Consider the following 21,352-nt stretch of genomic DNA (forward strand, 5'->3'; position numbering starts at 1 on the left):
CCTGAAAGAGAAGGCGGAAAAACGTCGGAGATGCGAGGATTGACCACGCTAGGGGTGTGCCTCTACCTTCGTCAATAACCGCATCTGTCACTGCGTCCCGGTCGCTCACCGGCTGCTCCAGACGCTTTACCTTCCCCCAGCCCTCCGTACGAACGGGGCATCCTCATGGACGTCTCTTTTCTGGGCGGACCACAGCCACAGCGTGGTGTGGGTGTCGTAGCCCCTTTTGATTTCGCGCTCGACCGCGAGCTCTGGCGCTGGGTGCCGGACGATGTCTCCCTGCATCTGACGCGCACCCCCTACGTCCCCGTCGAGGTCAGCCTCGACCTGGCCAGGCTCGTGAGTGAGCACCAGACACTGCGCGAGGCGGTGCGGGCCCTGACCGCCGTCTCGCCCGAGGTCATCGCCTACGCGTGTGCGTCCGGCAGCTTCGCCGACGGCCGCATGGGCGAACGGGCCATGACCGCCGCCATGTCGTCCGCCGCCGCCGTACCGTCGCTGACGACGTCCGGAGCCATGCTGACGGCGCTGAACGAGATCGGCGCCCGCCGCACCGCCATCGTCACACCGTATACGCCCTCCGTCACCGGCGCGCTGGAGGAGTTCCTCGAAGAGGGCGGCGTCGAGGTCACGGGACGTGCCAGCCTCGGCCTGACCCGGCACATCTGGCGGGTGCCGTACCGGGAGGTCGTCGACATGGCCCGGATCGCCGTCGCCCACGGGTCCCCGGACGCGCTCTTCATCAGTTGCACCAACCTCCCGACGTACGACGTCATCCCGCAGCTCGAAGCGGAGCTGCGGATGCCGGTGCTGTCGGCGAACCAGGTCACCGTCTGGGCCGCGCTGCAGCGCATCGGGAAGGAGGCCGTGGGCCCTTACCAGGCGCTCCTGGACCCCGCGGCGCGGCTCGGCTGGGCGTCGATGGCGCCGCCGGACGCCACGGTGCTCCCCGACGTCACGGTGCTGGCGGCGGAGCCGCCGGCCCGGGCCCCCGAGGTCCCGGCACCGCCCGCGGACGTGTCCGCACCGCCGCCGGCGCCCGAGGCGGCGCTGGCCGGCTCCGCGCACGCGCCGGACCCCGACGCGGTGGACGCGGTGGAGCCCCTGTGGCCCGACGATCCCGGGCAGTGGCCGGCGTAGCGGCGACGTAGCCCAGAACACCCGAACCCCGGCGTGGGGGAAGGACCCACGCCGGCAGACGCACGTTCACGTAGGACGGAGGCAGTGTGCAGCAGACCGCGAAGGCGACCGCGACCGTCGGTTTCCTCTACCCCGGGTACTCGGCCGAGGACGACTACCCCCGCATCCAGGAGATGCTCGGCGGCGCCACGGCGCTGCCCCTCTTCCACACCGACATCGGCGAGGACGCGCACCGCGTGGACGCCCTGCTGGAGATGGGCTCCGCCGCCCGGCTGGCCGCGGGCGTGGACCGGCTGAAGGAGCGCGGGGCCGAGGCGGTGGTCTGGGCGTGCACCAGCGCCAGCTTCGTCTACGGGCCGGAGGGCGCGGCGCGGCAGGTGGCCGAGCTGTCCGAGACCGCGGGGCTGCCCGCGTCCAGCACGTCGTTCGCCTTCGCGCGCGCGGTGGCGGAGCTGGGCGTGCGCCGGGTGGCGGTGGCGGCGACGTACCCGGAGGACGTGGCGGAGCTGTTCGCCGTGTTCCTGAAGGCGGCCGGCGCCGAGGTCACGTCGACCCGCGGCAGCGGCATCATCACCGCCGCCGAGGTGGGCACCTGGGGCCGGGACGAGGTGCTGGAGCTGGCCCGCGCGGGCGACCACCCGGACGCGGAGGCGGTGCTGCTGCCGGACACGGCGCTGCACACGGCGGCGTACGTCGCCGAGGCGGAGGCGGCGCTCGGCAAGCCGGTGCTCACGGCGAACCAGGTCACGGTCTGGGAGGGCCTGCGCCTGCTCGGCCGCCGGGCGGCGGAGCCGTCGCTCGGGCGGCTCTTCACCCCCCGGGACTGACGGCGGGCGGTCCCGGGCGTACGCGCCGGTCCCGGGGGCGTACGCGCCGGGCGTGCGGACGTACGCGACGGCCGGAGGCACCGCCCTCCGGCCGTCCTACAGCAGCCGCTCCACCCGCTCCGCCGGCACGGCCCGGGAGTAGAACCAGCCCTGCGCCGTATCGCATCCGATCCGGCGCAGCCGCTCGGCCTGCTCCCCGCTCTCCACGCACTCCGCGGTGACGCTGATGCCCAGCCGGTGCGCCAGGTCGACCAGCGCCTCGACGATGGTCTCGTCCGCCGGACTCGGGTGCTCCGCGGAGCTGAAGCCACGGACAAACGATCCGTCGAGCTTCAGCGCGGACACCGGCAGCCGGCTGAGGTAGGCCAGGTTGGAGTAGCCCGTACCGAAGTCGTCGATCGCGATGCCGACGCCCATCTCGCTCAGCTCCTGCAGCGCCTGCAGCGGCCGGCCCGCGGACCCCATCACCGCCGACTCCGTCAGCTCCAGTTGCAGCAGCCGCGGCGGCAGGCCCGTCTCCTGAAGGATCTCCGCCACGTCGGCGACCAGGTCGGAGTCCCACACCTGCCGCACGGCGACGTTGACGCTGACGAACACCGGGTCCGCGGGGCGCAGCCGGCACCAGCCGGCCGCGCGGCGGCAGGCGGTGGCGAGCACCCAGCGGCCCAGCGGCACGATCGCGCCGTTCTCCTCAGCCAGTCCGATGAACCGATTCGGCGTCAACGTGCCGAGCTTCGGGTGCTGCCAGCGGACCAGCGCCTCGACGCCGCGCACGCTGCCGTCGCCGAGGTCGATGAGCGGCTGGTAGTCGAGCGTGAACTCGTCCCGCTCGATGGCCGGGCGCAGCGTGGAGGACAGCGCCTGCCGGGTCATCCTGTGGGCGTTGCGCTCGGGGTCGAAGAGGGTCCAGCGGGCCTTGCCGTCGGCCTTCGCCCAGTACAGCGTGGTGTCGGCGGCCTGCATCAGCGCCGTCGCCGTCTGCCCGCTGGCCGCGCGCTCGACGACGCCGATGCTCGCCGAGACCGCCAGCCGCTGCCCGGCCAGGTCGAACGGCTCCTGCAGCGCGTCGAGCAGCCGCTGCGCCAGCTCCCCGAGCTGTTCCGTACCGGCGGAGCGCGCCACCAGCACCGCGAACTCGTCGCCGCCGAGCCGGGCGACCGTGATGCCATGCTTCTCGGCCTTGCCCGCCTCCGCGGTGCAGGCCACCAGCCGGCGGGCGACGGCGGCGAGCAGCCGGTCGCCGACGCGGTGGCCGAGGGTGTCGTTGACGGCCTTGAAGCCGTCGAGGTCGAGGTACGCCAGGCCGACGCGGCCGGGCGCCCCCGGGGCGGGCGCCGCCCCCCGCGTGCGCGGACGCGCCCCGCCCTGCCCGCCCGGGCCCGCCCCGCCGTGCTCGGCGGAAGGCTCCTCGGCCTGCCGGGCGTCCTGCAGCGCGCCGGTGAGCCGCTCGAAGAACAGCTCGCGGTTCGGCAGCCGGGTCACCGGGTCGTGCATCTTCAGGTGGCGCAGCTTGGCGCGCAGCTCGCGCTGCTCGGTGACGTCCGTCAGCGACAGCAGCGCCCGCCCGCCGGAGAGCGGCGTGAGGGTCATCTCGACCGACAGCGACCGGCCGCCCGCGTCCTTCATCCGCCGCGTACAGCGCAGCGAGGCGCGCCTGCCCTGCAGCACGTCGACGAAGCCGGCCCAGCTCCACGGCTCGTCGCGCAGCCCGGTCAGCTCGGCGGCCGAGGCGCCCGCGAGGCCGCCCTCGCCGGCGCCGACCAGCTCCAGCATCCGGCTGTTCGCGGCCCGGACGAGGCCGTCGCCGCCCACGACGGCCATCGCGAGCTGTGCACCGTCGAAAGCGGCGCGGAAGTCGTCCGCGGGCGCGCCCGCGGGCAGGTGACGTTCCGTGACCGTCTGGAGTGAGGTCCCGGGCCCGCAGCCCGGCCCTTCGAGAGATACGCTCACCGCTCGCTCCCGCCCGTGGGGACCGCTCGGCTCCGCCGCTGCAGAGCCACAGCGCTGGAAATGTGCCCGATCATAGGGCTACCGGCTGTGTCGATCCAGTGACGCCGCTACGGCGCGGAAAGCGCCGAGCCGGATGGGGCCGGGAGTGATCGCACATGGCCGCCTCCTGCCGGGCGAATGACCAGATGTGACTTTGTGTTACCCGCACATGCTCCTGATCTCCCCTCTCGTCCGGCCCCGGAGTCACCCGTGTGGGGCACTGGAACAGGACGGGCGGGAACAAACAAGAACAAAGTGGGCTGTGTTCCCTACTCTTCCGAGCCGATGAGGTCGATGTGGCCCACCCATCCATACCCCCTGTGGAACAGGACCAGTCGCGCGCGTTGCACCGGGCCGCCGCCGTGGCCACCTCGCTGTCCGCCGTCATGGCCACTTCCCTCATCGCCGATCCGGTCGGCGCCCAGCCCGGCCACCCCTGCGCGCTGGAGCGGACCGCCGCCCACCACTCCGAGGGGGTCGCCGACTGGGACCCGGCCTACCCGCGGCCGAAGAAGGCCCTCGACGCGGTGATGGTGTATCTCTCCTTCCCCGATTCCGCGCCGCTGACCTCGCCGGACGAGCTGACCGAGGACCATTTTCCGGTCACCGCGGAGTTCTTCGAGCGGGCCTCGTACGGCCGGTTCCGGCTGGCGGTCGACGCGCGCAAGCGCTGGATACGGATGCCGTCGGACTCCCTGTCGTACGGCATCGCCCGCGACTGGGACCCGGCGGCGCGCGCCCGCTACCTGAAAGACGCGGTGTCCGCGGCCGATCGGAAAGTGGACTTCGGTGATTACGACGTGGTCTATCTTGTCGCCGACCCGGACGCCCCCGGCGTGGATTCCGACGCCACCAAAGTGGTCAACTTCGAAACCCCGATGCGCGCGGACGGCACCGACCTGCACCGCATCGTCACCGTCTTCGAGCGGCATCCGCCCGACCGCAACGTCCTCGCCCACGAAACCGGCCACGTCTTCGACCTCCCCGACCTCTACCACCGTCCGGTCGACGGCAAGGCCGACTGGGACACCCACGTCGGCGACTGGGACCTCATGGGCAGCCAGTTCGGGCTGGCCCCCGACCCGTTCGGCTGGCACAAGTGGAAACTCGGCTGGCTCGGCGACGACCAGGTCGGCTGCGCCGCCGAGCCCGGGACCGACCGCTTCACGCTGCACGCGCTGTCCGCCCCCGCGAGCCCGCGCACGCCCCCGCGCGGGACGACGGAGGCGGAAGCGGAGAACGGGGCGGAGGAGGCCGGAGGGAGCGGAGACCCGGGAGGTGCGGGTGAGGCGGAGGGTGCAGGGGGTGCGGGGAGCGCGGGGAGTGCGGCGGAGAACGGCAAGGGGACGGCGGTCCTGCGGCGCGACACCCGGCTCGTCGTCGTGCCCACCGGCCCCACCGGCGCCATCGCCGTCGAGGCCCGCGGCCGGTACGCGAACGACCGGCACGCCTGCACCGAGGGCGTCCTCGTCTACCGCGTCCACACCGGCACCGACTCCGGCGGCGGCCCCGTCGAGGTCGTCGACGGCCACCCGCGCTCCGCGGCCTGCCACGACACCTCCGTCTACCCGCCGCTCGCCGACGCGCCGCTCGGCGAGGGCGAAAGCCTTCACCTCAAGCGGGACGGCGTGCGCGTGGAGGTGACCGCGCGGACGGCGGACGGCGGCTGGGGCGTACGGGTCGTACGGGACGCGAAGCGCCCGTGACCGGGCGGCCGGCCGGAAACGCGGACCGGGCGCTCTCGGAGATCCGAAAGCGCCCGGGTCGACGGTCCTGCGTGCTGTACGCCGTCAGGGACTCGAACCCCGGACCCGCTGATTAAGAGTCAGCTGCTCTAACCAACTGAGCTAACGGCGCCTGTCGACGTGGACGACCTTAGCACCCGGGCCCCGGAGATCGAAAATCGATATGCCAGGGCGGCAAGGGCGGGCAGGCGAGCGGCGGTGCTACGTCTCCGACGGGGACCCCGCGCCGCCGCCCGCGAGGAGGTCGCGGCCGAACTCGACCATCCGCTTCGCGTAGTCCTCCGTCCAGTCCGCCCGCTCCGCGATCGCCGCGGGCGTCAGCCGGTCGAACCGCTTGGGGTCGGCGAGCTGTGCCGCGGCCATCGCCTGGTACTCGATGGCCCGGTCGGTCGCCGCCCGGAAGGCCAGCGTGAGGTCGGTGGCGCGGGCCAGCAGCTCGCGGGGGTCCTCGATCGACTCCAGGCCGAAGAAGTGCTCGGCGTCGGGCTCCGCGAGCGGCGGCTCGAAGAGCAGCGCGGCGGGGCGCCGCGGGGTGCGCGGCTGCTCCGTCCTGCCTGGCCGAGCCCGGTTCGGCTCCGTCATAGGGGTCCTCCACTTGCCTCTGGGCCACCGCCCATTCTCCCCCGTCGCGCAACCCCGCCCCGGCGCTGCGCCGCAGGACCGCCCGGACGGGCGTGTGCCGCGCCGGCACTCATGCCCGTACGCGATGGTCCGCCAGGTGCGCCAGCACCGCCTGGTGCGCCTCCCAGCCGTCCGGGAACTTCACCACCGCGCCGAGCTGCACACCCTCCGCCGACGGGTGCTCGTCCAGCAGCTCCGGCACGCCCGCCCGGCACACCATGACGCACGCGTGCCGGTGCCGGGAGGCGAGCACGCACAACCGCCCGGTCTCCAGGTGGAAGGCCGTCGCGTCCGGCCGGCCGGAGAGCGGGTGCAGCACGACGGTGACGTCGAACTCCATGCCCTGCAGCCGGTTAGCCGTGTCCACCGTCACGTCGTCCGCCACTCCCGGGGGCAGCGCCCGCGCGAGCGCCGACCGCACCGCCGCGGCCTGGTCCCGGTGCGCCGTGCCCACCGCGATCCGGTCCGCGGTGAGCGTGCCCTCGCCGCGCTCCGACGCCGTCGTGCCGCGCCGCTCCAGCAGCCGCCGCACGACGTGCGCCACGGCCGCCACCGCCTCGGGGTCGGTCCGCGGCGTGTGCGCGGCGGGGAGCTCCAGCAGCCCCCAGCCGCTCGCCGCCGCCTCGTCCACCACCCGGTCGGCGCCCGATCCGTCCGACCGCCCGGCGAACGTCAGCCGGCGCTCACCGGGGCCCGTACCGCTGCGGAACGGCGTGAAGGGATAGAACGCCCGCGACACCAGCGGCGCGGCCGACGCCGGCAGCCGCCACGACACCGGCAGCCGGTGCTGCGGCAGCCCCGGGTGGTGCGCCAGCAGCGTCGTCACCGCGCTGGCCGCGGGGTCCCAGGCCAGCCCCGACCACTGCTCGGCGCCGACCGCGCTGAACGGGTCGAGCTGCCCGGGGTCGCCGACGAACAGCGCGCGCTCGAAGAGCCCGCCGACCGAGAGCAGCGCGTCGGAGCGCATCTGGTACGCCTCGTCCACGATGGCGTGCTCCCAGCGCTCGGCGGCTTCCGCGCCCTCGCCTCGCTTCGCCCGCGCGGCGGCGACGTACGCCCACTTCGCGGCGGTCGAGGCGATGACGCCGAGGCCGGCGAGGTCCGCGAGGCTCGCGGCGGTGCGCACGCACTCGTGGCCGTCGAGCACGGGGTCGTAGGGGCTGGGGTCGCTGCTGTGCAGCCGGCCCACGGGCAGGTCGGGCCGCTCCCGGGCGAGGCGGTCGACGAGGTCGTCGACCTGCGCGTTGGTCTGGGCGACGAGGACCAGCCGGCGGCCCGCGGCGGCCAGCTCGCGGGCGGCGCGGACGACGAGCGTGGACTTGCCGGCGCCGGGCGGGGAGTCGACGAGGACGCCGCGCGAGGGGCCGTCGAGGGTGTCGCGGAGGATGGCCTCGGTGGCGAGACGGGCGGCGGTGGCGGGGTCGGTTCCGGTCCCGTCCGTGTCCGTGCCCTGCGCTGCTCCCGGCCCCGTTCCCTGCCGTGTTCCCGGTTCCGTTCCCGGTTCTGTTCCCGGCTCCGTTCCCGGTGTCGTCGTCACAGGAAGTCCTCCGCGGTGACCCGGTCCGGCTCCTCCGCGGTACGCCCCGGCGGGGTGCCGTGCGTCCACGGGGTGTCCTCCGGCTCCGGCAGGGCAGGACCGCGGCGGGCCGTGTGTGCGAACAGCGTCCACACCACCCGGTCGCCCGGCTCCGGCACCGAGCCCTCGGCGGGCGCGCGCGAGCGGCCCATGCCGTCCTGCAACCGCACGGTCACCCGCCCCTCCCCGAACCCGGCGACCAGCGCGCGCTGCGTCTTCCCGCCCGGCAGCTCGCGGTAGACCGTGCCGCCGTCCTCCAGGTGCGGTTCGTCGTCCGTGACGACGGTGACCAGCGGCCGGGGCATCGGGCGGCGGCCCTCGGAGTACGCCATCTCCACCGACTCGGTACGGCACACGAACGCCTGGCCCGCAAGCCGCCGTTCCGCCATCGTCAGCGGGTCGTCCAGCGCCTCCTGGGCGTCCAGCTCGGTGAGCGCGCGCTCGCGCTGGGCCAGCTTGCGGGCGGCGGTCACCGCGTCGTCGCGGCGCGGCTGCGGGGGCTCGCCGGCCCGCAGCCGGTCGCGGTGGGCGGTGAACGACCACCTGTCGCCGAGCCACCGGCCCGGCACGTGCGCGCCCCCGGGCAGGGCACGCACCAGGTCGTACGACCGCCAGACCGCGTCCCACGTGGGCCGCAGCCGGCTCTCCACGAGCCGCGCGACCGCCTCCTGTGCCGCCTCCCGGGCGGCGGCGTCGCCGTCGGCGCGGGCGCGGTCGAAGCGGGCCATGGCGGGGGCGAGCAGCCGGTTGTCGAACGCCGGGTCGGTGGCGGGGCCGGCCGGGGGCACGAGCAGTTGCCCCTCCGCGTCGCGGCCCGTCTCCGCGCGCTCCGCGGCCTCGGCGCCGTCCGTGATCCAGGCGAGCAGGGCGCCGAGGTGCTGGTCCTCGACGGTGCTCTGGCCGGTGGCCCAGTGCCGGGCGAGCAGGTCGGTGGCCGCGAGCAGCAGCGCGGCGCCGGGCACGCGCGCCCGCTCGCCGTAGTGCGACAGCCAGCGGCCGAGCAGGGGCACGCGCGGGGGCGCGGGATGCGGGGTGCCGGGGTCGTCCTCTGCGGTCCTGCGAAAGCGCATGGAGCGGCCGAGGAGGCGCACGTACGCGACGCCGGCGCGGCTGGGCACGAGGAGCTGCGCGGCGTCGGCGCAGGGCTCCTCGGCGGGTTCGGCGCCGTCGCCCGCGGCGGCGCTGTCCGGTGCGTCGCCGTCGTCGCCGGGGTCTTCCGCGTACGAGTCGATGTAGGGCAGCACTTCCGCCGCCAGCTCCGCCAGGAAAGCGAACCTCAGGTCGCGGTCGCGCGGCTGCGGTACGACCAGCAGGCGCGGCCGGTCGCGGTCGCTGCCCACGAGCGCGCCGAGCGGGGCGGCGGCCTCGCCGGCGGCGGTCATCGGGACGAGGACGAGCGGCCGGTCGGACAGATGCCGGTGCCGCACGGTCGCGAGCGCGGTGGCCCGCCCGGCGACCACGGCCTCCGCCCGCGCGAGGGTGACCATCAGACTCACGCGCCCCCGCCCTTCTCGGCAGGCTCCGCAGCCGCCGACGCTGCCGCGGCAAGTGCCTCGGCCCGCAGGGCCGCGGCCCGCCGCAACGCCGGTACGGCGGGATCCTCCGTGCCGCCCGCGGCTCCCGCCGTCCCCGCGGGGACAGCCGCCCCCGCCGCCGTCACGACTTCGCCCACCGTGCGCAGGCCGCCCAGGTCGGCGCGGACGCCGCGGCCCAGTGCCGTCACGTCCCCGCGCTCCCGGGCCCGGGCGCGGCAGTGGAACGCCAGCTCGCAGGCGGCCAGGCACTCCGGCGCGTACGCGGCGGGCACCGCCTCCACCGCCGCCGTGAGGTGCGGCGGGGGCTGGCGGACGTCCAGCGTCAGGTCCTCGGGCAGGGCGGCGGCGATGGCTTCGAGGCGGGTGAGGCGGGTGAGCTGGCGGCGGGTGGCGGCCAGTTGCCTGCGCACGTCGACGGGTTCGGCGACGGGCTGGTTGGAGAAGTCCTTGGGGCAGACCAGCAGCACCCTGTCGTGCACCTCGCAGTGCTGCTGGAGCGCCAGCACGTACACCGCGGCCTGCCGGGCCGCCGCGCCGACCTTCGCCGGGTCGGCCGCGCCGTCGAGGATCGGGAAGGACTTGATCTCGACCACCGTGCAGCGCCCGTCCGGCCCGATGACCGCCGCGTCCGGCTCCAGGTACACGGGTGCGCCCGCGACCTCCAGGCTGACCATCGGATGCCGCAGCAGCGTCCAGCCGCCCGCCGCCACCGCCCCGGCGATGGCCTGCCGGGTGCGCTCCGTGCGCCCGCGGGGGCCGGGGGCGGCGAGGTCGGGGACGTGGACGGCGGCGGGCTCCGGCGGGGTCTCGCCGGTGCGTTCGGCGAGGAGGGCCAGCAACTCGGCGCCGTCGTCCGCGGTGATACGGGCCTCGAAGGCGTTGCCGCGGGCGAACGCGAACTGCGACTGGCCGAACGGCGCCGGTCTGCCCAGCGCCTCGGCGAGCGCCCCCTTGTCGATGCCGGCGCCGTCCAGCAGCGTCCGGCGGCGGCATCCGGGGTTGGCCGCCAGCGCGGCGAGCGCCCGCGCGTCCAGTGGGCGCGGCTGCACGTCCGCGCCGCGCAGCGCGTCGAGCCGGCGGCGGAGCGCGGGCGCCCCGTCCGTGCCGCGGTCCGCGGGGCCGGCGTCGGCGCCGGCGAGGGTCAAGTCGCCCGTAGCGGTCGTACGTTCCACGCGCCGCAGTCTGGCACGCCGCACCGACACGGGGGGCGGTGGCGGGCCGCGGCGGGCCGGCCTGGCCCGCGCCGCGTCAGCCGGGCGTCAGTACGCCAGCCGCCGGCACATCACCTGCGCCGCGCCGCCGCGCTGTTCCACCGGCTCCCGTCTGCCGCCCGGCGCCGCCGGCGGCTCGCCCGGGGCCGCGGTGCCGTCCGCGCCGCGTGGGCGCGGGATGGGTGGCGCGTCCGGATCGTCGCCCCCGCCGCCGCCCGCGCCGGTGCGGACCTTCTCCGGGATGAGGTCGTCCGCCGGCACCTCGGCGCCGTCCGCGTCGTCCGGCCGCGGGCCGCCCGCCGCGACCACGCCGCCGCCCGCGGGCGTGCCGCGACCGCCGACGAGGGGCCCGAGGCGGTACAGCCGGCGGCGGATGCCGTCGGCGACGCCCAGCGACGGACGGAGCAGCAGCCAGCCGAGGCCCATGACGGCGGCCCCCGCGACGGCGTCGAGGAAGTAGTGGTTGGCGGTGCCCATCACCACAATGGTGGTGACGAGCGGGTACGCGACGCCCAGCAGCCGCACCGGCGTGTACGGCGCGTGCCGCCACAGCACCACGGCGCACCACAGCGCCCAGCCCACGTGCAGGCTGGGCATCGCCGCGTACTGGTTGGTCAGCCCGCCGAGCCCGCGCGGCGCGCTCGCCTCGCCGCCCCACCAGCCGTAGTCCGAGTACTGCGCCATCGTGTCGACGAACCCGTACGCCGGGTCCAGCAGCCGCGGCGGGCAGGTCGGCATGAGGATGAAGCCGACGAGGGCGACGACGGTGGAGAGCAGCAGCCAGGTGCGGTAGCGCCGGTAGTGCACGCGGTGGCGGAGCCAGACCCACACCAGGACCACGGGCGTGACGACGTAGTGCAGGGACGCGTAGATGAAGTCGGCGGGGACGCCGATCGCGGCGTGGGCGGTGAACAGTCTGTTGAGCGGGTCCTCGAAGTTGATGTGCAGGGTCTTCTCGATGTCGAGCAGCGCGAGGCCGTTGTCGACCGCCATGGTCACGTCGCCGCGGGCGAGCAGCCGGCCCGCCGAGTACGCCATGTACACCACGACGACGAGCAACAGCTCCGTCCACCAACGCTGCCTCAGTCGCATGGTCCAGGCACTCCGTCTCCGCTTCCCCGCTGCGGGCCGCCCCACGTGGCCCACGGACAACCGTACGGTGTACGTCACCCCACTGCACGGTGTATATCCCGCCCGCCCAATGGTGGCGGGAGCCAGAAAGACGCTGAATGATCCGGAAAGGTTGCCCCCCTCGGGTGGATCAGGCCGAAACCGTTCCAAGATTCATGAGAAATGCCTCGACTTCGGCGCAACCTGCCCAGCGCCGCAGCCGCTCCGCGGTGCCGTCGAGCATGGCCCGTACCCGCGCGGACCGCACGTCCGCCAGGAGCGCGAGCGCGCTGCCGGCCGCGTGGGCGGCCTCGTCCGGCCGGCCGGCGGCGGCGAGGTTTTCGGCCAGCTCGGCGGTGAACAGGGCGGTGTTGCGGGCGAAGTGGGGGTCTTGGAGCACGACCGCGCGGCGGGCGCACTCGGCGGCGCGGGAGTGGTCGCCGAGCGCCGCCCAGCACTGCGCCTCCAGGCCGGTCAGTTCGGCCTCGCCGTAGAAGGACATCCACTCCGGGCAGTCGTCCGCCCCGCCCCGGGCGAACAGGTCGCCGGCCGCGGTCAGCGCCTCGCGGGTCGCGCCACGGTCGCCGAGCAGCGCCCAGCCGCCCGCCTCGCGGGCGGCGAGCAGCGAACCCAGCCGGTCGCAGCCGAGCGCGGCGGCGGCCCGGCGGCCGGCCTGGGAGGCGCGTACGGCCTCGTGGGCGCGGCCGGTGTCGCGGGCGAGGAACGCGGTGTTGCTGAAGGCATGCGCCTCCAGGGCGGGGTCGTCGGCGAGCCGGGCGGTGGCGAGAGCTTCGGCGTAGTGCGAGCGGGCGTCGGCGAAGCGGCCGGAGTCGTGCGCCAGCCAGCCGACGGAGAGGGCCAGCTCGCCCGCCGCGGCGTGCAGCCGCTCGGCGTCGGAGCCGGGGCGGCCGGCGGTCTCCGGGAGCAGGGCCCGCGCGGTGCGCAGCGTGCCGCCGACGCGGGCGTAGAGGTCGTCGGCGCCGTGCCGGTCGTCGTGCAGCCGGATGCGGCGTACCGCCTCCGCCACGGCGGCCTCGGGGAAACCGGGCGTACGGGCCCGGGCGGGCAGCGCCGGGAGAGGCGGGAGGGTGCGGGGCGGGGGGTCCGCCGGCTTCCCCGGGGGCGTGGGGCGTACGGACGTGTGCGGGGGCGCACCACCGCCGCCGCGCGCCCTTCGGCCGCGTACGGCCGCCCGCGGCTCGAAGCCCAGATCGCCCAGCGAGCGGCCCGGGAACATGTGCAGGAACACGCGCTCGTACGCGTAGTTGGGGCACCGGATCTCGCCGGCCTCGACGCGGCCCACGTAGCGCGCGTCACACGAGACCTGCTCGCCGATCTCCCGGGCGGCCCGCCGCACCGCGGCGGCGAACTCGCCCGGTGAGCGGCTGCCGCGCAGCTCGCGGAAGGCGGCGTTGCGGCGCGATCGGTCGGGTGGGGCGGCCACGTCCGCTCGTCCTCCCTGATGCTGTGGCGACGACTGGTGTTCCGCGACCGCCGGCCCGCGACACCGCGTCGCGACGGCCGGTGCCGCGCCGGCGGCCCGCCCGCACCCACGGTGGGCGCGCCGCCACGGAGAGTCTGCCGACCCGCGGGGCCCGGCGCCCCCGATCCGCCATAAAACGCCATTCTTTGCGGCGCGTTCGTACCGTGCCGTTGACGCGGTCCGGGCGTTGGATGTGCTGAGGACCGGGGGAGCGACGACGGGGACTGGATGAGGGAGGGGTTCCTGTGCCGGACACCGGCGGGGAGGCCACTGTCCGTACGAGGGCCGCCGCGGACCCGTGTGACCTGGTCACCGTCCCGGCCAGACACGGCCTCGAAGCGGTCGACATCCTCCGGCTGCGCAGGGCCGTCGGGCCCGTGCTGCACGACGGCGGCGTCGACACCCTCGGCTTCCTGGTGCCGCCCGGCACCGCGGCGCGCTGGGACCTGCCCGGCAGCACCTGCACCCCGACGCTGCCCCGCGGACCCGCCGCGCCGCCGGTGCCCGGGTCGTACTGGCTGGTGCCGCCGGAGGAGGCGGCGCCGGTGACGGACCCGGTGCTGCTGGCGGCGGCGCTGTGCGAGGCGGCCCGGACGATCGAGGCCGCCGACCGCTTCTGAGCCCCGGCGGCGGTGCCCCGGGTCGCACCCGCCGGGGCCCACCCGGGCACACCCACCGTCACACCCCCTGGTCACACCCCGCGGCGGCGCGGCCGGCCGGGGCGGGGGATACTGGGCGCGTGGCCAGGCAGAGGTCGCGCGGCGGGCGCTGCCCCGTCGTGGTGGACGTGGACGGCGGCACCGCGGAACTGCGTCCCGACCCCGACCGGCCGCGCGCCTGGATGCTGCTCCTCGACGGCGCCCCGCAGTCCCACGTCGACCTCGACGACCCCGCGCACCTGGAGTTCGAGTACCAGCGCCGCCTCGGCCACGCCGCCGACCTCGTCGCCCCCGCCGGACGCCCCGTGCAGGTACTGCACCTCGGCGGCGGCGCGCTGACCCTGCCGCGCTACGTCGCCGCCACCCGGCCCCGCTCCGTCCAGCAGGCCGTCGAGATCGACGGCAGGCTCACCGCGCTGATACGGGCGGAACTGCCGCTGCCCGAGCGGGCGCGGATCCGGGTACGCCAGGGCGACGCCCGCGCCGTGCTCGCCAGGGTGCCGGACGGCTGGGCGGACCTGGTCGTCGGCGACGTCTTCCGCGTCGCGCGCACGCCCGCGCACCTGACGACCACGGAGTTCCTGGGCGAGGTGCGCAGGGTGCTGCGCCCCGGCGGCGTCTACGCCGCGAACCTCGCCGACGGGCCGCCGCTGGCGTATCTGCGGGCGCAGACCGCCACCGCCGCCACGGTCTTCCCCGAACTGTGCGCCGTCGCCGCTCCCGCCGTCTGGCGCGGCCGGCGCTTCGGCAACGCCGTGCTCCTCGCCTCCGCCGTCCCGCTGCCGGTCGCCGAGCTGACCCGCCGGGCGGCCACCGACCCGCAGCCCGGCCGCGTCGAACACGGCCGCGCGCTGCGGGACTTCGCCGCCGGCGCCCGTCCGGTGACCGACGCCACGGCGGTGGAGTCCCCCGCGCCGCCGCCCGGGGTGTTCACGTAGCACGAGACTCGCGGGGCGGCGGTCAGGTCGCGTTCTCGTTCGTCTCCACCCGCGGCGCGCTGTCGTGCCACGTGCAGATCACCGACGTCCGCCGGCCCTCCGCGACGAAGTCGACGCGTATCCACGTCGTCTGCTCCCACGTCTGCATCTGCCACCCGGCGTCCGGCGTCGCCGACACCAACTCCGCCGAGTCCGGGGCCATCTCGAAGGTGACCCGCCCGCCGGCCACCGGATACGTCTGCACGTCCCCCGTCGCGCTCTCCGCCGGCCGGTCCTGCTGGGCCCCGTCGCCGGCGCCGTCACCCGCGCCGTCTCCCGCGCCGTCTGCCCCGCCGTCCGTGCCCCTCGGGCTCTCCGTACGCTCCGGCCGCTCCTGTGAACTCTCCGTCGCCGACGGGGTCTTGGACGCCCGCGTCGGCGAGGGCGGCGCGGGCCGCTCCGTCGCCGTACCGACCAGGGGCGGCGGCGTCGGCGACGGCGCCCGGCCGGACAGCGGAACCGTGTGCGGGCGGTCGGAGGTGCTGTCCAGCACCAGCCGGACCCCGAACCACGACACCGTCACGGCCGCCAGTGTCGCCAGGGTCCACGCGAGCGCGTGCACGAACCTTCGACGCATCGGTCCCATCCTGCCGCACCCGCCACCCGCGGCGCCGCACACCCGCCGGAACCGCCCGCCGCCGGTTGTCCACAGGCAGCGCCGGCGGGGCGGCGCGCACCGCGCTTTTGGCGTACGTTGCCGGGCATGGCAAGTGTGCTGGTGGTGGAGGACGACCAGTTCGTGCGCTCCGCGCTGATCAGGCATCTGACGGACGCCGCCCACACCGTGCGCAGCGTGGGCACGGCGCTGGAGGCGCTGCGCGAGGTCGCGCACCACGGCTTCGACGTCGTGATCCTCGACCTCGGGCTGCCCGACCTGGACGGCGCCGAGGCGCTGAAGATGCTGCGCGGCCTCACCGACGTGCCGGTCATCGTGGCCACCGCGCGGGACGACGAGTCCGAGATCGTCCGCATCCTCAACGACGGCGCCGACGACTACCTGGTCAAGCCCTTCTCCGTCGAGCATCTGCAGGCCCGGCTGGGCGCGGTGCTGCGCCGCGCCGGGGGCCGCACCGCCGCCGCTCCGCCGCCGCGGCAACTGCGCGTCGGCGGCCTCGCGATCGACCTGCGCAGCCGCCGGGCGGAGCTGGACGGACGCGAACTGGACCTGACCCGGCGCGAGTTCGACATGCTGGCGTTCCTCGCCGAGCGGCCCGGCGTCGTCGTACCGCGCCGGGAGCTGCTGGCCGAGGTGTGGCGGCAGTCCTACGGCGACGACCAGACCATCGACGTGCACCTGTCCTGGCTGCGCCGCAAGCTCGGCGAGACCGCGGCACGCCCCCGCTACCTGCACACCCTGCGCGGCGTCGGCGTGAAGCTCGACCCGCCGGCCGGGATCCCGCCCGCATGAGGTGGGCGCTGGTCAAGGTCTGCCTGGCGGTCACGGTGATGGTCGTGGTCGCGTACGCCGTGCCGCTCGGGCTGGTCGTCAAGGAGATGGCCCGCGACCGCGCGCTGACCAACGCCGAGCGGATCGCCGCCGGCATCGGCCCGGCGCTGGCGATCACCACCGACGCCGAGCAGTTGGAGCGCGCGGTCGGCAGCACCGAGGCCGGCGCGGACGGGCGCATCGCGGTGCACGTGCCGCGCGGCAGCGCGGAGGGCATGTCGGCGGTACGGATCGGGGAGCCGCGCGCCGGCGCGGCCGACGTGGAGCGCGCGTCGGGCGCGGGCACGTCGTCGCTGGTCGGAGTCCCCGGCGGGCACGCGCTGCTGCAGCCCATCGCCGTCGAGGGCGACCGGGTCGCCGTCGTGGAGGTGTTCGTGCCGGCGGGGGAGCAGACCAAGGGCGTGGAGCTGGCGTGGCTGGCGCTCGCGGGCGTCGGGCTGGCGCTGGTCGCGGGTTCCGTCGCGGTCGCGGACCGGCTCGGCACCCGGATGGTGCGGCCCGCGCGCCGGCTCGCCCGCGCCGCGCACGACCTCGGGGAGGGCAGACTCGGCGTCCGGGTCGAGGAGTCCGGTCCTTCCGAACTGCGCTCCGCGGCCGTCGCGTTCAACTCGATGGCCGACCAGGTCGCGCTGCTGCTCGCCAACGAGCGCGAGCTGGCCGCCGACCTCTCCCACCGGCTGCGCACGCCGCTGACCGTGCTGCGGCTCAACGCCGCCTCCCTCGGCGACAGCGGCGCCGCCGAGCAGACCAGGCAGGCGGTGGCCCAACTGGAGCGGGAGATCGACCAGATCATCGCCACCGTGCGCGAGCAGCGCGGCCGGCCCGCGGGGCAGCAGGCGGCGGCGGTGGCCGGCTGCGACGTCTCCGCGGTCATCAGCGAGCGGATGGAGTTCTGGTCGGCGCTGGCCGAGGACGAGCGCAGGTCCGCGCGGCTGGCGGGGGTCGACCGGCCGGCGCAGGTGCCGGTGGCCCGCGCCGAGCTGGTCGCCGCGATCGACGCGCTCATCGGCAACGTCTTCCGGCACACCCCGGAGGGCACGGACTTCTCCGTCGACGTGCACCACGCCGGGGACGCCGTCATCGTGCTCGCCTCCGACGCGGGACCCGGCATCCCCGACCCCGAGGCGGCGCTCGCCCGCGGGCAGGGGCAGGGCGGGCCGGGGTCGACGGGGCTGGGGCTCGACATCGTGCGGCGGGTCGCGGAGTCGACGGGCGGGGACGTACGGATCGGCCGGTCGGTGCTGGGCGGCGCGGAGATACGGCTCTGGCTGGCGCTGCGCACCGGTCCTGCCGCCGACGGCGAGCGGCGCCGGCACCGGGTGCGCCGGGCAGCGGGTACGGGGGCCGCCGCGGGCGCGAGCGCGGGTGCGCGGCGCGCATAACGCGGGCGGCGGCCCCCGCCCTCCAAGGCGACGGCACGCCGTGCCGGCCGGAAGCCCCCGCCCGTCACGCGGCGGCCTCCGTCCGGCCCGCTGCTGCCCTCGCCCGTCCCGGTGGCGTCCGGCGGCCCTCCGTTCCGCCGGCTGCCGGCCCGCCGGGCGTCCGGCGGACACCCGGCAGGCACGCGTACGTCAGAGGTCGAGCGCCGGCAGCACCCCCGCGCGGATCAGGTCCGCGTACCAGCGGGCGCTGGACTTCGGGGTGCGCCGCTGCGTGGGGTAGTCCACGTGCACCGCGCCGAACCGCTTGGCGTAGCCGTACGCCCACTCGAAGTTGTCCAGCAGCGACCACAGGAAGTAGCCCCGCACGTCGGCGCCCTCGGCCATGGCGCGGTGCACCGCGCCGATGTGCCCGTGCAGGTAGGCGATGCGGTCCGGATCGTGGACCGAGCCGTCCGGCTCCGGCTTGTCGTCGTAGGCCGCGCCGTTCTCGGTGATGTACAGCGGCAGGTCCGGCGCGTCGGCGGTGAACCGCAGCAGCAGCTCCGTCAGCCCTGTCGGATCGACGGTCCAGCCCATCGCGGTGCGCTCGCCCGGCGGCTGGTGGAAGGCGATGTGGTCCGCGGCGGGCCAGGGGGACTGCGCGCCACCGCCGTGCCCGTCGGCGCGCTCGGGCGTGGACTCGCCGGTGACGGCGGAGACGACGGTGGGCGTGTAGTAGTTCAGGCCGATCGAGTCCAGCGGCCGGCTGATGAGCGGCAGGTCCCCGTCCCGTACGAACGACCAGTCCGTCAGCCGGGCGGTGTCGTCGAGCAGGTCCGGCGGGTAGGCGCCGTCGAGCATCGGGCCGGTGAAGATCCGGGTGGCCAGCGCGTCGACCTGGCGGGCGGCGTCCCGGTCGGCCTCGGAGTCCGTACGCGCCCGCACGACCGCCGGGTTGAGGCTGACGGAGATCTGGGCACGGGCCGGCAGCGCGGTCCGCAGCGCGTCGGTGGCCAGCCCGTGGGCGAGGTTGAGGTGGTGCGCGGCGCGCAGGGCGGCGACCGGGTCGGTGCGGCCGGGCGCGTGCACCCCGGCGGCGTAGCCGAGGAACGCGCTGCACCAGGGCTCGTTGAGCGTCGTCCACAGCTCGACGCGGTCGCCGAGGGCGTCGCCGACGAGGCGGGCGTAGTCCGCGAACCGGTGCGCGGTGTCGCGCTCCGGCCAGCCGCCCGCGGTCTCCAGCTCCTGCGGCAGGTCCCAGTGGTACAGCGTGAGCACTGGCTTGATGCCGACTGCCAGCAGCTCGTCGGCCAGTTCCCGGTAGAAGTCGAGCCCGCGCTGCACGGCGGGGCCGCGGCCGGTGGGCTGGACGCGCGGCCAGGAGACGGAGAAGCGGTACGCCCGCACGCCGAGTTCGGCCATGAGGGCGACGTCCTGGGTGCGCCGGTGGTAGTGGTCGACGGCGACGTCCCCGGTGTCGCCGCCCGCGGTCTTCCCCGGGGTGTGCGAGAAGGTGTCCCAGATGGAGGGGGTTCGGCCGTGCTCCCGCGCGGCTCCCTCGATCTGGTACGCGGCGGTGGCCGTGCCCCACAGGAAGTCCTCGGGGAAGGTGGCGGTGGAATCGGACATCTGGGAGCGCTCCCAATCTCGGCAGTGAAGTACGTCGTGGACATGTGGGGTCGGTCGGGTCGCGAGGGTCCCTGCCTGCGTCGTGGGCGGCCCCGGGCGGGCCGCGGGTACGGGTGCGCAACGCCGGCTCAGCCCTTGACCGCGCCCTGCATGATGCCGCCGACGATCTGTTTGCCGAACAGCAGCAGCAGAAGCAGCAGCGGCAGCGTGCCCAGCAGGGCACCCGCCATGATCACGGACTGGTCCGGGTTGTGACCGCGGGGCAGGCCGGTGAGCGCCACCTGCACGGTCGGGTTCTCCTGGGTGAGCGCGATGATCGGCCAGAAGAACTCGTTCCACGCGAAGACGAAGGTGAGCATGCCGAGCACGGCCATGGCGGGCCGCGCCGCCGGGAAGACCACGTGCCAGATGACCCGCAGGCTGCTCGCGCCGTCCACCCGGGCGGCCTCGATCAGCTCGGTCGGCAGCGCCTGGATCAGGTACTGCCGCATGAAGAACACGCCGAAGGCGCTGACCAGGAACGGCAGGATCACCGTCTGCAACTGGTCGATCCAGCCGAGCTCCGCGACCGCCATGTACAGCGGCACGACGCTCAGTTGCGGCGGCACCATCATGGTGCCGATCACGAGCAGCAGCAGCAGGCTCTTGAAGCGGAACCGCAACTTGGCGAAGGCGAACCCGGCCAGCGTGCCGAAGAGCACGGTGCCCGCCGCGATCGACCCGGCCACGATGGTGGTGTTCAGCAGCGCCAGGTCCATGTTGGCGTCGGTCCAGGCCGTCTCCATGTTGGAGAAGAGGTTGCCGCCGAACCAGAGCGGCGGGGGCGTCTCCGCCAGCCGCGCGTTGGTGCGGGAGGCCGCGATCGCCGTGTAGATGAGCGGGCCGATCGAGACGGCCGTGAAGAGCGCCAGGACGGCGTACGTCAGCTTGCCGGCCCGCTGCTGCCCGCCCGCCTCGCCGGCCCGCGGCCGGCGTCGGCGGCGGGTGGCCACCGGGGGAGCTGTCGTCTTGAGCAGTGCCATGAGCTCTCCTTCAGCTCTTCCGCAGGCGGCGCGCGATCAGGGCGTTGACGACGCCGATCACCACCAGGATCAGGAACATCACCCAGGCGATGGCCGCGGCCCTGCCCAGGTGCAGGTTGCGCCAGCCCTGTTCGTACATGTACAGGCCCAGCGTCTGGAACTGGTGGTCGGCGCCGCCGGTGGCCCCCTTCGTCTCGTCGAACAGCAGCGGTTCGCCGAAGAGCTGCACGGAACCGATCGTGGACACCACGACGGTGAAGAGGATCGTGGGCCGCAGCGACGGGATCGTGACGTGGCGGAACTGCTGCCAGCGGGACGCCCCGTCGAGCGAGGCCGACTCGTACAGGTCCTGTGGCACCGCCTGCATCGCGGCCAGGTAGATCAGGGTGTTGTAGCCGGTCCAGCGCCAGATCACGATGCTGGCCACGGCCAGGCGCGAGGTCCAGTTCCCGGCCTGCCAGTCGATCTCGTCCACGCCGAACTGGCCCAGCACCCAGTTGATGATCCCGTAGTCGCGGCCGTAGAGCATGGCGAACACCAGCGTCGCGGCGGCCACGCTCGTGGCGTACGGCGCCAGCATCGCCACCCGGAAGAAGGAGGAGGCGCGCATCCGGTAGTTGAGCAGGTGCGCGAGGCCGAGCGCCATGAGCAGTTGCGGGACGGTGGAGAGCACCGCGAGGACGAAGGTGACCCACAGCGAGTTCCAGAAGAAGTCGTCTTCCAGCAGCCGGCTGTAGTTGTGCAGGCCGGCCCATTCCATGTCGGTGGGCGCGGTCAGCTCCACCCGGTGCAGCGACGCCCAGGCGGTGTAGAGCAGCGGAAAGAGGCCGAACGCGGCGAAGAACAGGAAGAACGGCGAGATGAAGGCGTACGGGCTGAACTTGGCGTCCCACCGGTAGCGCCGGCTGCGCCACGTCTTCCGCGGGTCGCGGGCGGCGGCCCGCCGCGCGGGCGGGGCCGCGCCCCCCTCCGCTGAGGGGGGCGCGGCCGTGGTCGAACCTGTCTGGGTCATGATTCCCG

Annotated in this window: 18 protein-coding genes and 1 tRNA gene; 7 read left to right on the forward strand and 12 right to left on the reverse strand. The window is 75.2% G+C overall.

The window, feature by feature from the left end; translation table 11 throughout:
• Window positions 1–165 precede the first annotated feature (165 nt).
• A complete protein-coding gene (locus tag O7599_RS26605; RefSeq protein ID WP_281618136.1) occupies window positions 166–1,140 on the forward strand; it encodes a decarboxylase in 975 nt (324 codons plus the stop codon).
• 86 nt (window positions 1,141–1,226) lie between these two features.
• Window positions 1,227–1,967: a decarboxylase gene (locus O7599_RS26610; RefSeq protein WP_281618137.1), complete on the forward strand. Its 741-nt coding sequence runs from the start codon at window positions 1,227–1,229 to the stop codon at window positions 1,965–1,967.
• Window positions 1,968–2,063: 96 nt separating this feature from the next.
• Here the strand turns inward: O7599_RS26610 and O7599_RS26615 are convergent, their stop codons facing one another.
• Window positions 2,064–3,848: an EAL domain-containing protein gene (locus tag O7599_RS26615; protein ID WP_281623521.1), complete on the reverse strand. Its 1,785-nt coding sequence runs from the start codon at window positions 3,846–3,848 to the stop codon at window positions 2,064–2,066.
• 428 nt (window positions 3,849–4,276) lie between these two features.
• Here O7599_RS26615 and O7599_RS26620 point away from each other — a divergent pair, with 428 nt between their 5' ends.
• Complete coding sequence (locus O7599_RS26620; RefSeq protein ID WP_281618138.1) at window positions 4,277–5,662, forward strand: M6 family metalloprotease domain-containing protein; 1,386 nt, start codon at window positions 4,277–4,279, stop codon at window positions 5,660–5,662.
• Between the two features lie 77 nt (window positions 5,663–5,739).
• On the opposite strand, the gene O7599_RS26625 is transcribed toward O7599_RS26620, so the two are convergent.
• The 7 genes from O7599_RS26625 to O7599_RS26655 form a co-directional block, all read right to left on the reverse strand.
• Window positions 5,740–5,813, reverse strand: a tRNA-Lys gene (locus O7599_RS26625).
• 89 nt (window positions 5,814–5,902) lie between these two features.
• Entirely contained in the window at window positions 5,903–6,283 is a 381-nt protein-coding gene (locus tag O7599_RS26630; protein ID WP_281618139.1) for a hypothetical protein, read from the reverse strand.
• A 109-nt stretch (window positions 6,284–6,392) separates the two neighbouring features.
• The gene (locus O7599_RS26635) at window positions 6,393–7,709 is read right to left on the reverse strand and encodes an AAA domain-containing protein (protein WP_281623522.1); all 1,317 of its coding nucleotides are present in this window, start codon (window positions 7,707–7,709) and stop codon (window positions 6,393–6,395) included.
• 146 nt (window positions 7,710–7,855) lie between these two features.
• Complete coding sequence (locus tag O7599_RS26640) at window positions 7,856–9,385, reverse strand: hypothetical protein (RefSeq protein ID WP_281623523.1); 1,530 nt, start codon at window positions 9,383–9,385, stop codon at window positions 7,856–7,858.
• 5 nt (window positions 9,386–9,390) lie between these two features.
• On the reverse strand, window positions 9,391–10,578 hold the full coding sequence (locus tag O7599_RS26645; protein WP_281623524.1) for a hypothetical protein: 1,188 nt from the start codon (window positions 10,576–10,578) through the stop codon (window positions 9,391–9,393).
• Window positions 10,579–10,692: 114 nt separating this feature from the next.
• A complete protein-coding gene (locus O7599_RS26650) occupies window positions 10,693–11,736 on the reverse strand; it encodes a phosphatase PAP2 family protein (RefSeq protein ID WP_281618140.1) in 1,044 nt (347 codons plus the stop codon).
• Window positions 11,737–11,905: 169 nt separating this feature from the next.
• The gene (locus O7599_RS26655) at window positions 11,906–13,198 is read right to left on the reverse strand and encodes a tetratricopeptide repeat protein (RefSeq protein ID WP_281618141.1); all 1,293 of its coding nucleotides are present in this window, start codon (window positions 13,196–13,198) and stop codon (window positions 11,906–11,908) included.
• Window positions 13,199–13,482: 284 nt separating this feature from the next.
• Between O7599_RS26655 and O7599_RS26660 the strand changes: the two genes are divergently transcribed.
• Entirely contained in the window at window positions 13,483–13,857 is a 375-nt protein-coding gene (locus O7599_RS26660; RefSeq protein ID WP_281618142.1) for a hypothetical protein, read from the forward strand.
• A gap of 158 nt (window positions 13,858–14,015) precedes the next feature.
• The gene (locus O7599_RS26665; RefSeq protein ID WP_281623525.1) at window positions 14,016–14,834 is read left to right on the forward strand and encodes a fused MFS/spermidine synthase; all 819 of its coding nucleotides are present in this window, start codon (window positions 14,016–14,018) and stop codon (window positions 14,832–14,834) included.
• 22 nt (window positions 14,835–14,856) lie between these two features.
• On the opposite strand, the gene O7599_RS26670 is transcribed toward O7599_RS26665, so the two are convergent.
• Window positions 14,857–15,435: a hypothetical protein gene (locus tag O7599_RS26670; protein WP_281623526.1), complete on the reverse strand. Its 579-nt coding sequence runs from the start codon at window positions 15,433–15,435 to the stop codon at window positions 14,857–14,859.
• Between the two features lie 141 nt (window positions 15,436–15,576).
• Here O7599_RS26670 and O7599_RS26675 point away from each other — a divergent pair, with 141 nt between their 5' ends.
• Together O7599_RS26675 and O7599_RS26680 are read left to right on the forward strand one after the other, a co-directional pair.
• Window positions 15,577–16,281, forward strand: coding sequence for a response regulator transcription factor (locus O7599_RS26675; protein WP_281618143.1), 705 nt, complete (start codon window positions 15,577–15,579; stop codon window positions 16,279–16,281).
• Window positions 16,278–17,702 carry a HAMP domain-containing sensor histidine kinase gene (locus tag O7599_RS26680; protein ID WP_281618144.1) on the forward strand — a complete coding sequence of 475 codons (1,425 nt, stop codon included), beginning with the start codon at window positions 16,278–16,280 and terminating at the stop codon, window positions 17,700–17,702. The genes O7599_RS26675 and O7599_RS26680 overlap by 4 nt, the downstream gene beginning before the upstream one ends.
• A gap of 189 nt (window positions 17,703–17,891) precedes the next feature.
• Here O7599_RS26680 and O7599_RS26685 read toward each other — a convergent pair whose 3' ends face one another.
• The 3 genes from O7599_RS26685 to O7599_RS26695 all read right to left on the reverse strand — a co-directional run bounded on the left by O7599_RS26685 (window position 17,892) and on the right by O7599_RS26695 (window position 21,344).
• Entirely contained in the window at window positions 17,892–19,310 is a 1,419-nt protein-coding gene (locus tag O7599_RS26685) for a GH1 family beta-glucosidase (protein ID WP_281618145.1), read from the reverse strand.
• 128 nt (window positions 19,311–19,438) lie between these two features.
• Entirely contained in the window at window positions 19,439–20,332 is an 894-nt protein-coding gene (locus tag O7599_RS26690) for a carbohydrate ABC transporter permease (protein WP_281618146.1), read from the reverse strand.
• 10 nt (window positions 20,333–20,342) lie between these two features.
• Window positions 20,343–21,344: a sugar ABC transporter permease gene (locus O7599_RS26695; protein ID WP_281618147.1), complete on the reverse strand. Its 1,002-nt coding sequence runs from the start codon at window positions 21,342–21,344 to the stop codon at window positions 20,343–20,345.
• Between the last annotated feature and the right edge of the window lie 8 nt (window positions 21,345–21,352).

The sequence above is a fragment of the Streptomyces sp. WMMC500 genome, from assembly GCF_027497195.1.
GTDB lineage: Bacteria > Actinomycetota > Actinomycetes > Streptomycetales > Streptomycetaceae > Streptomyces.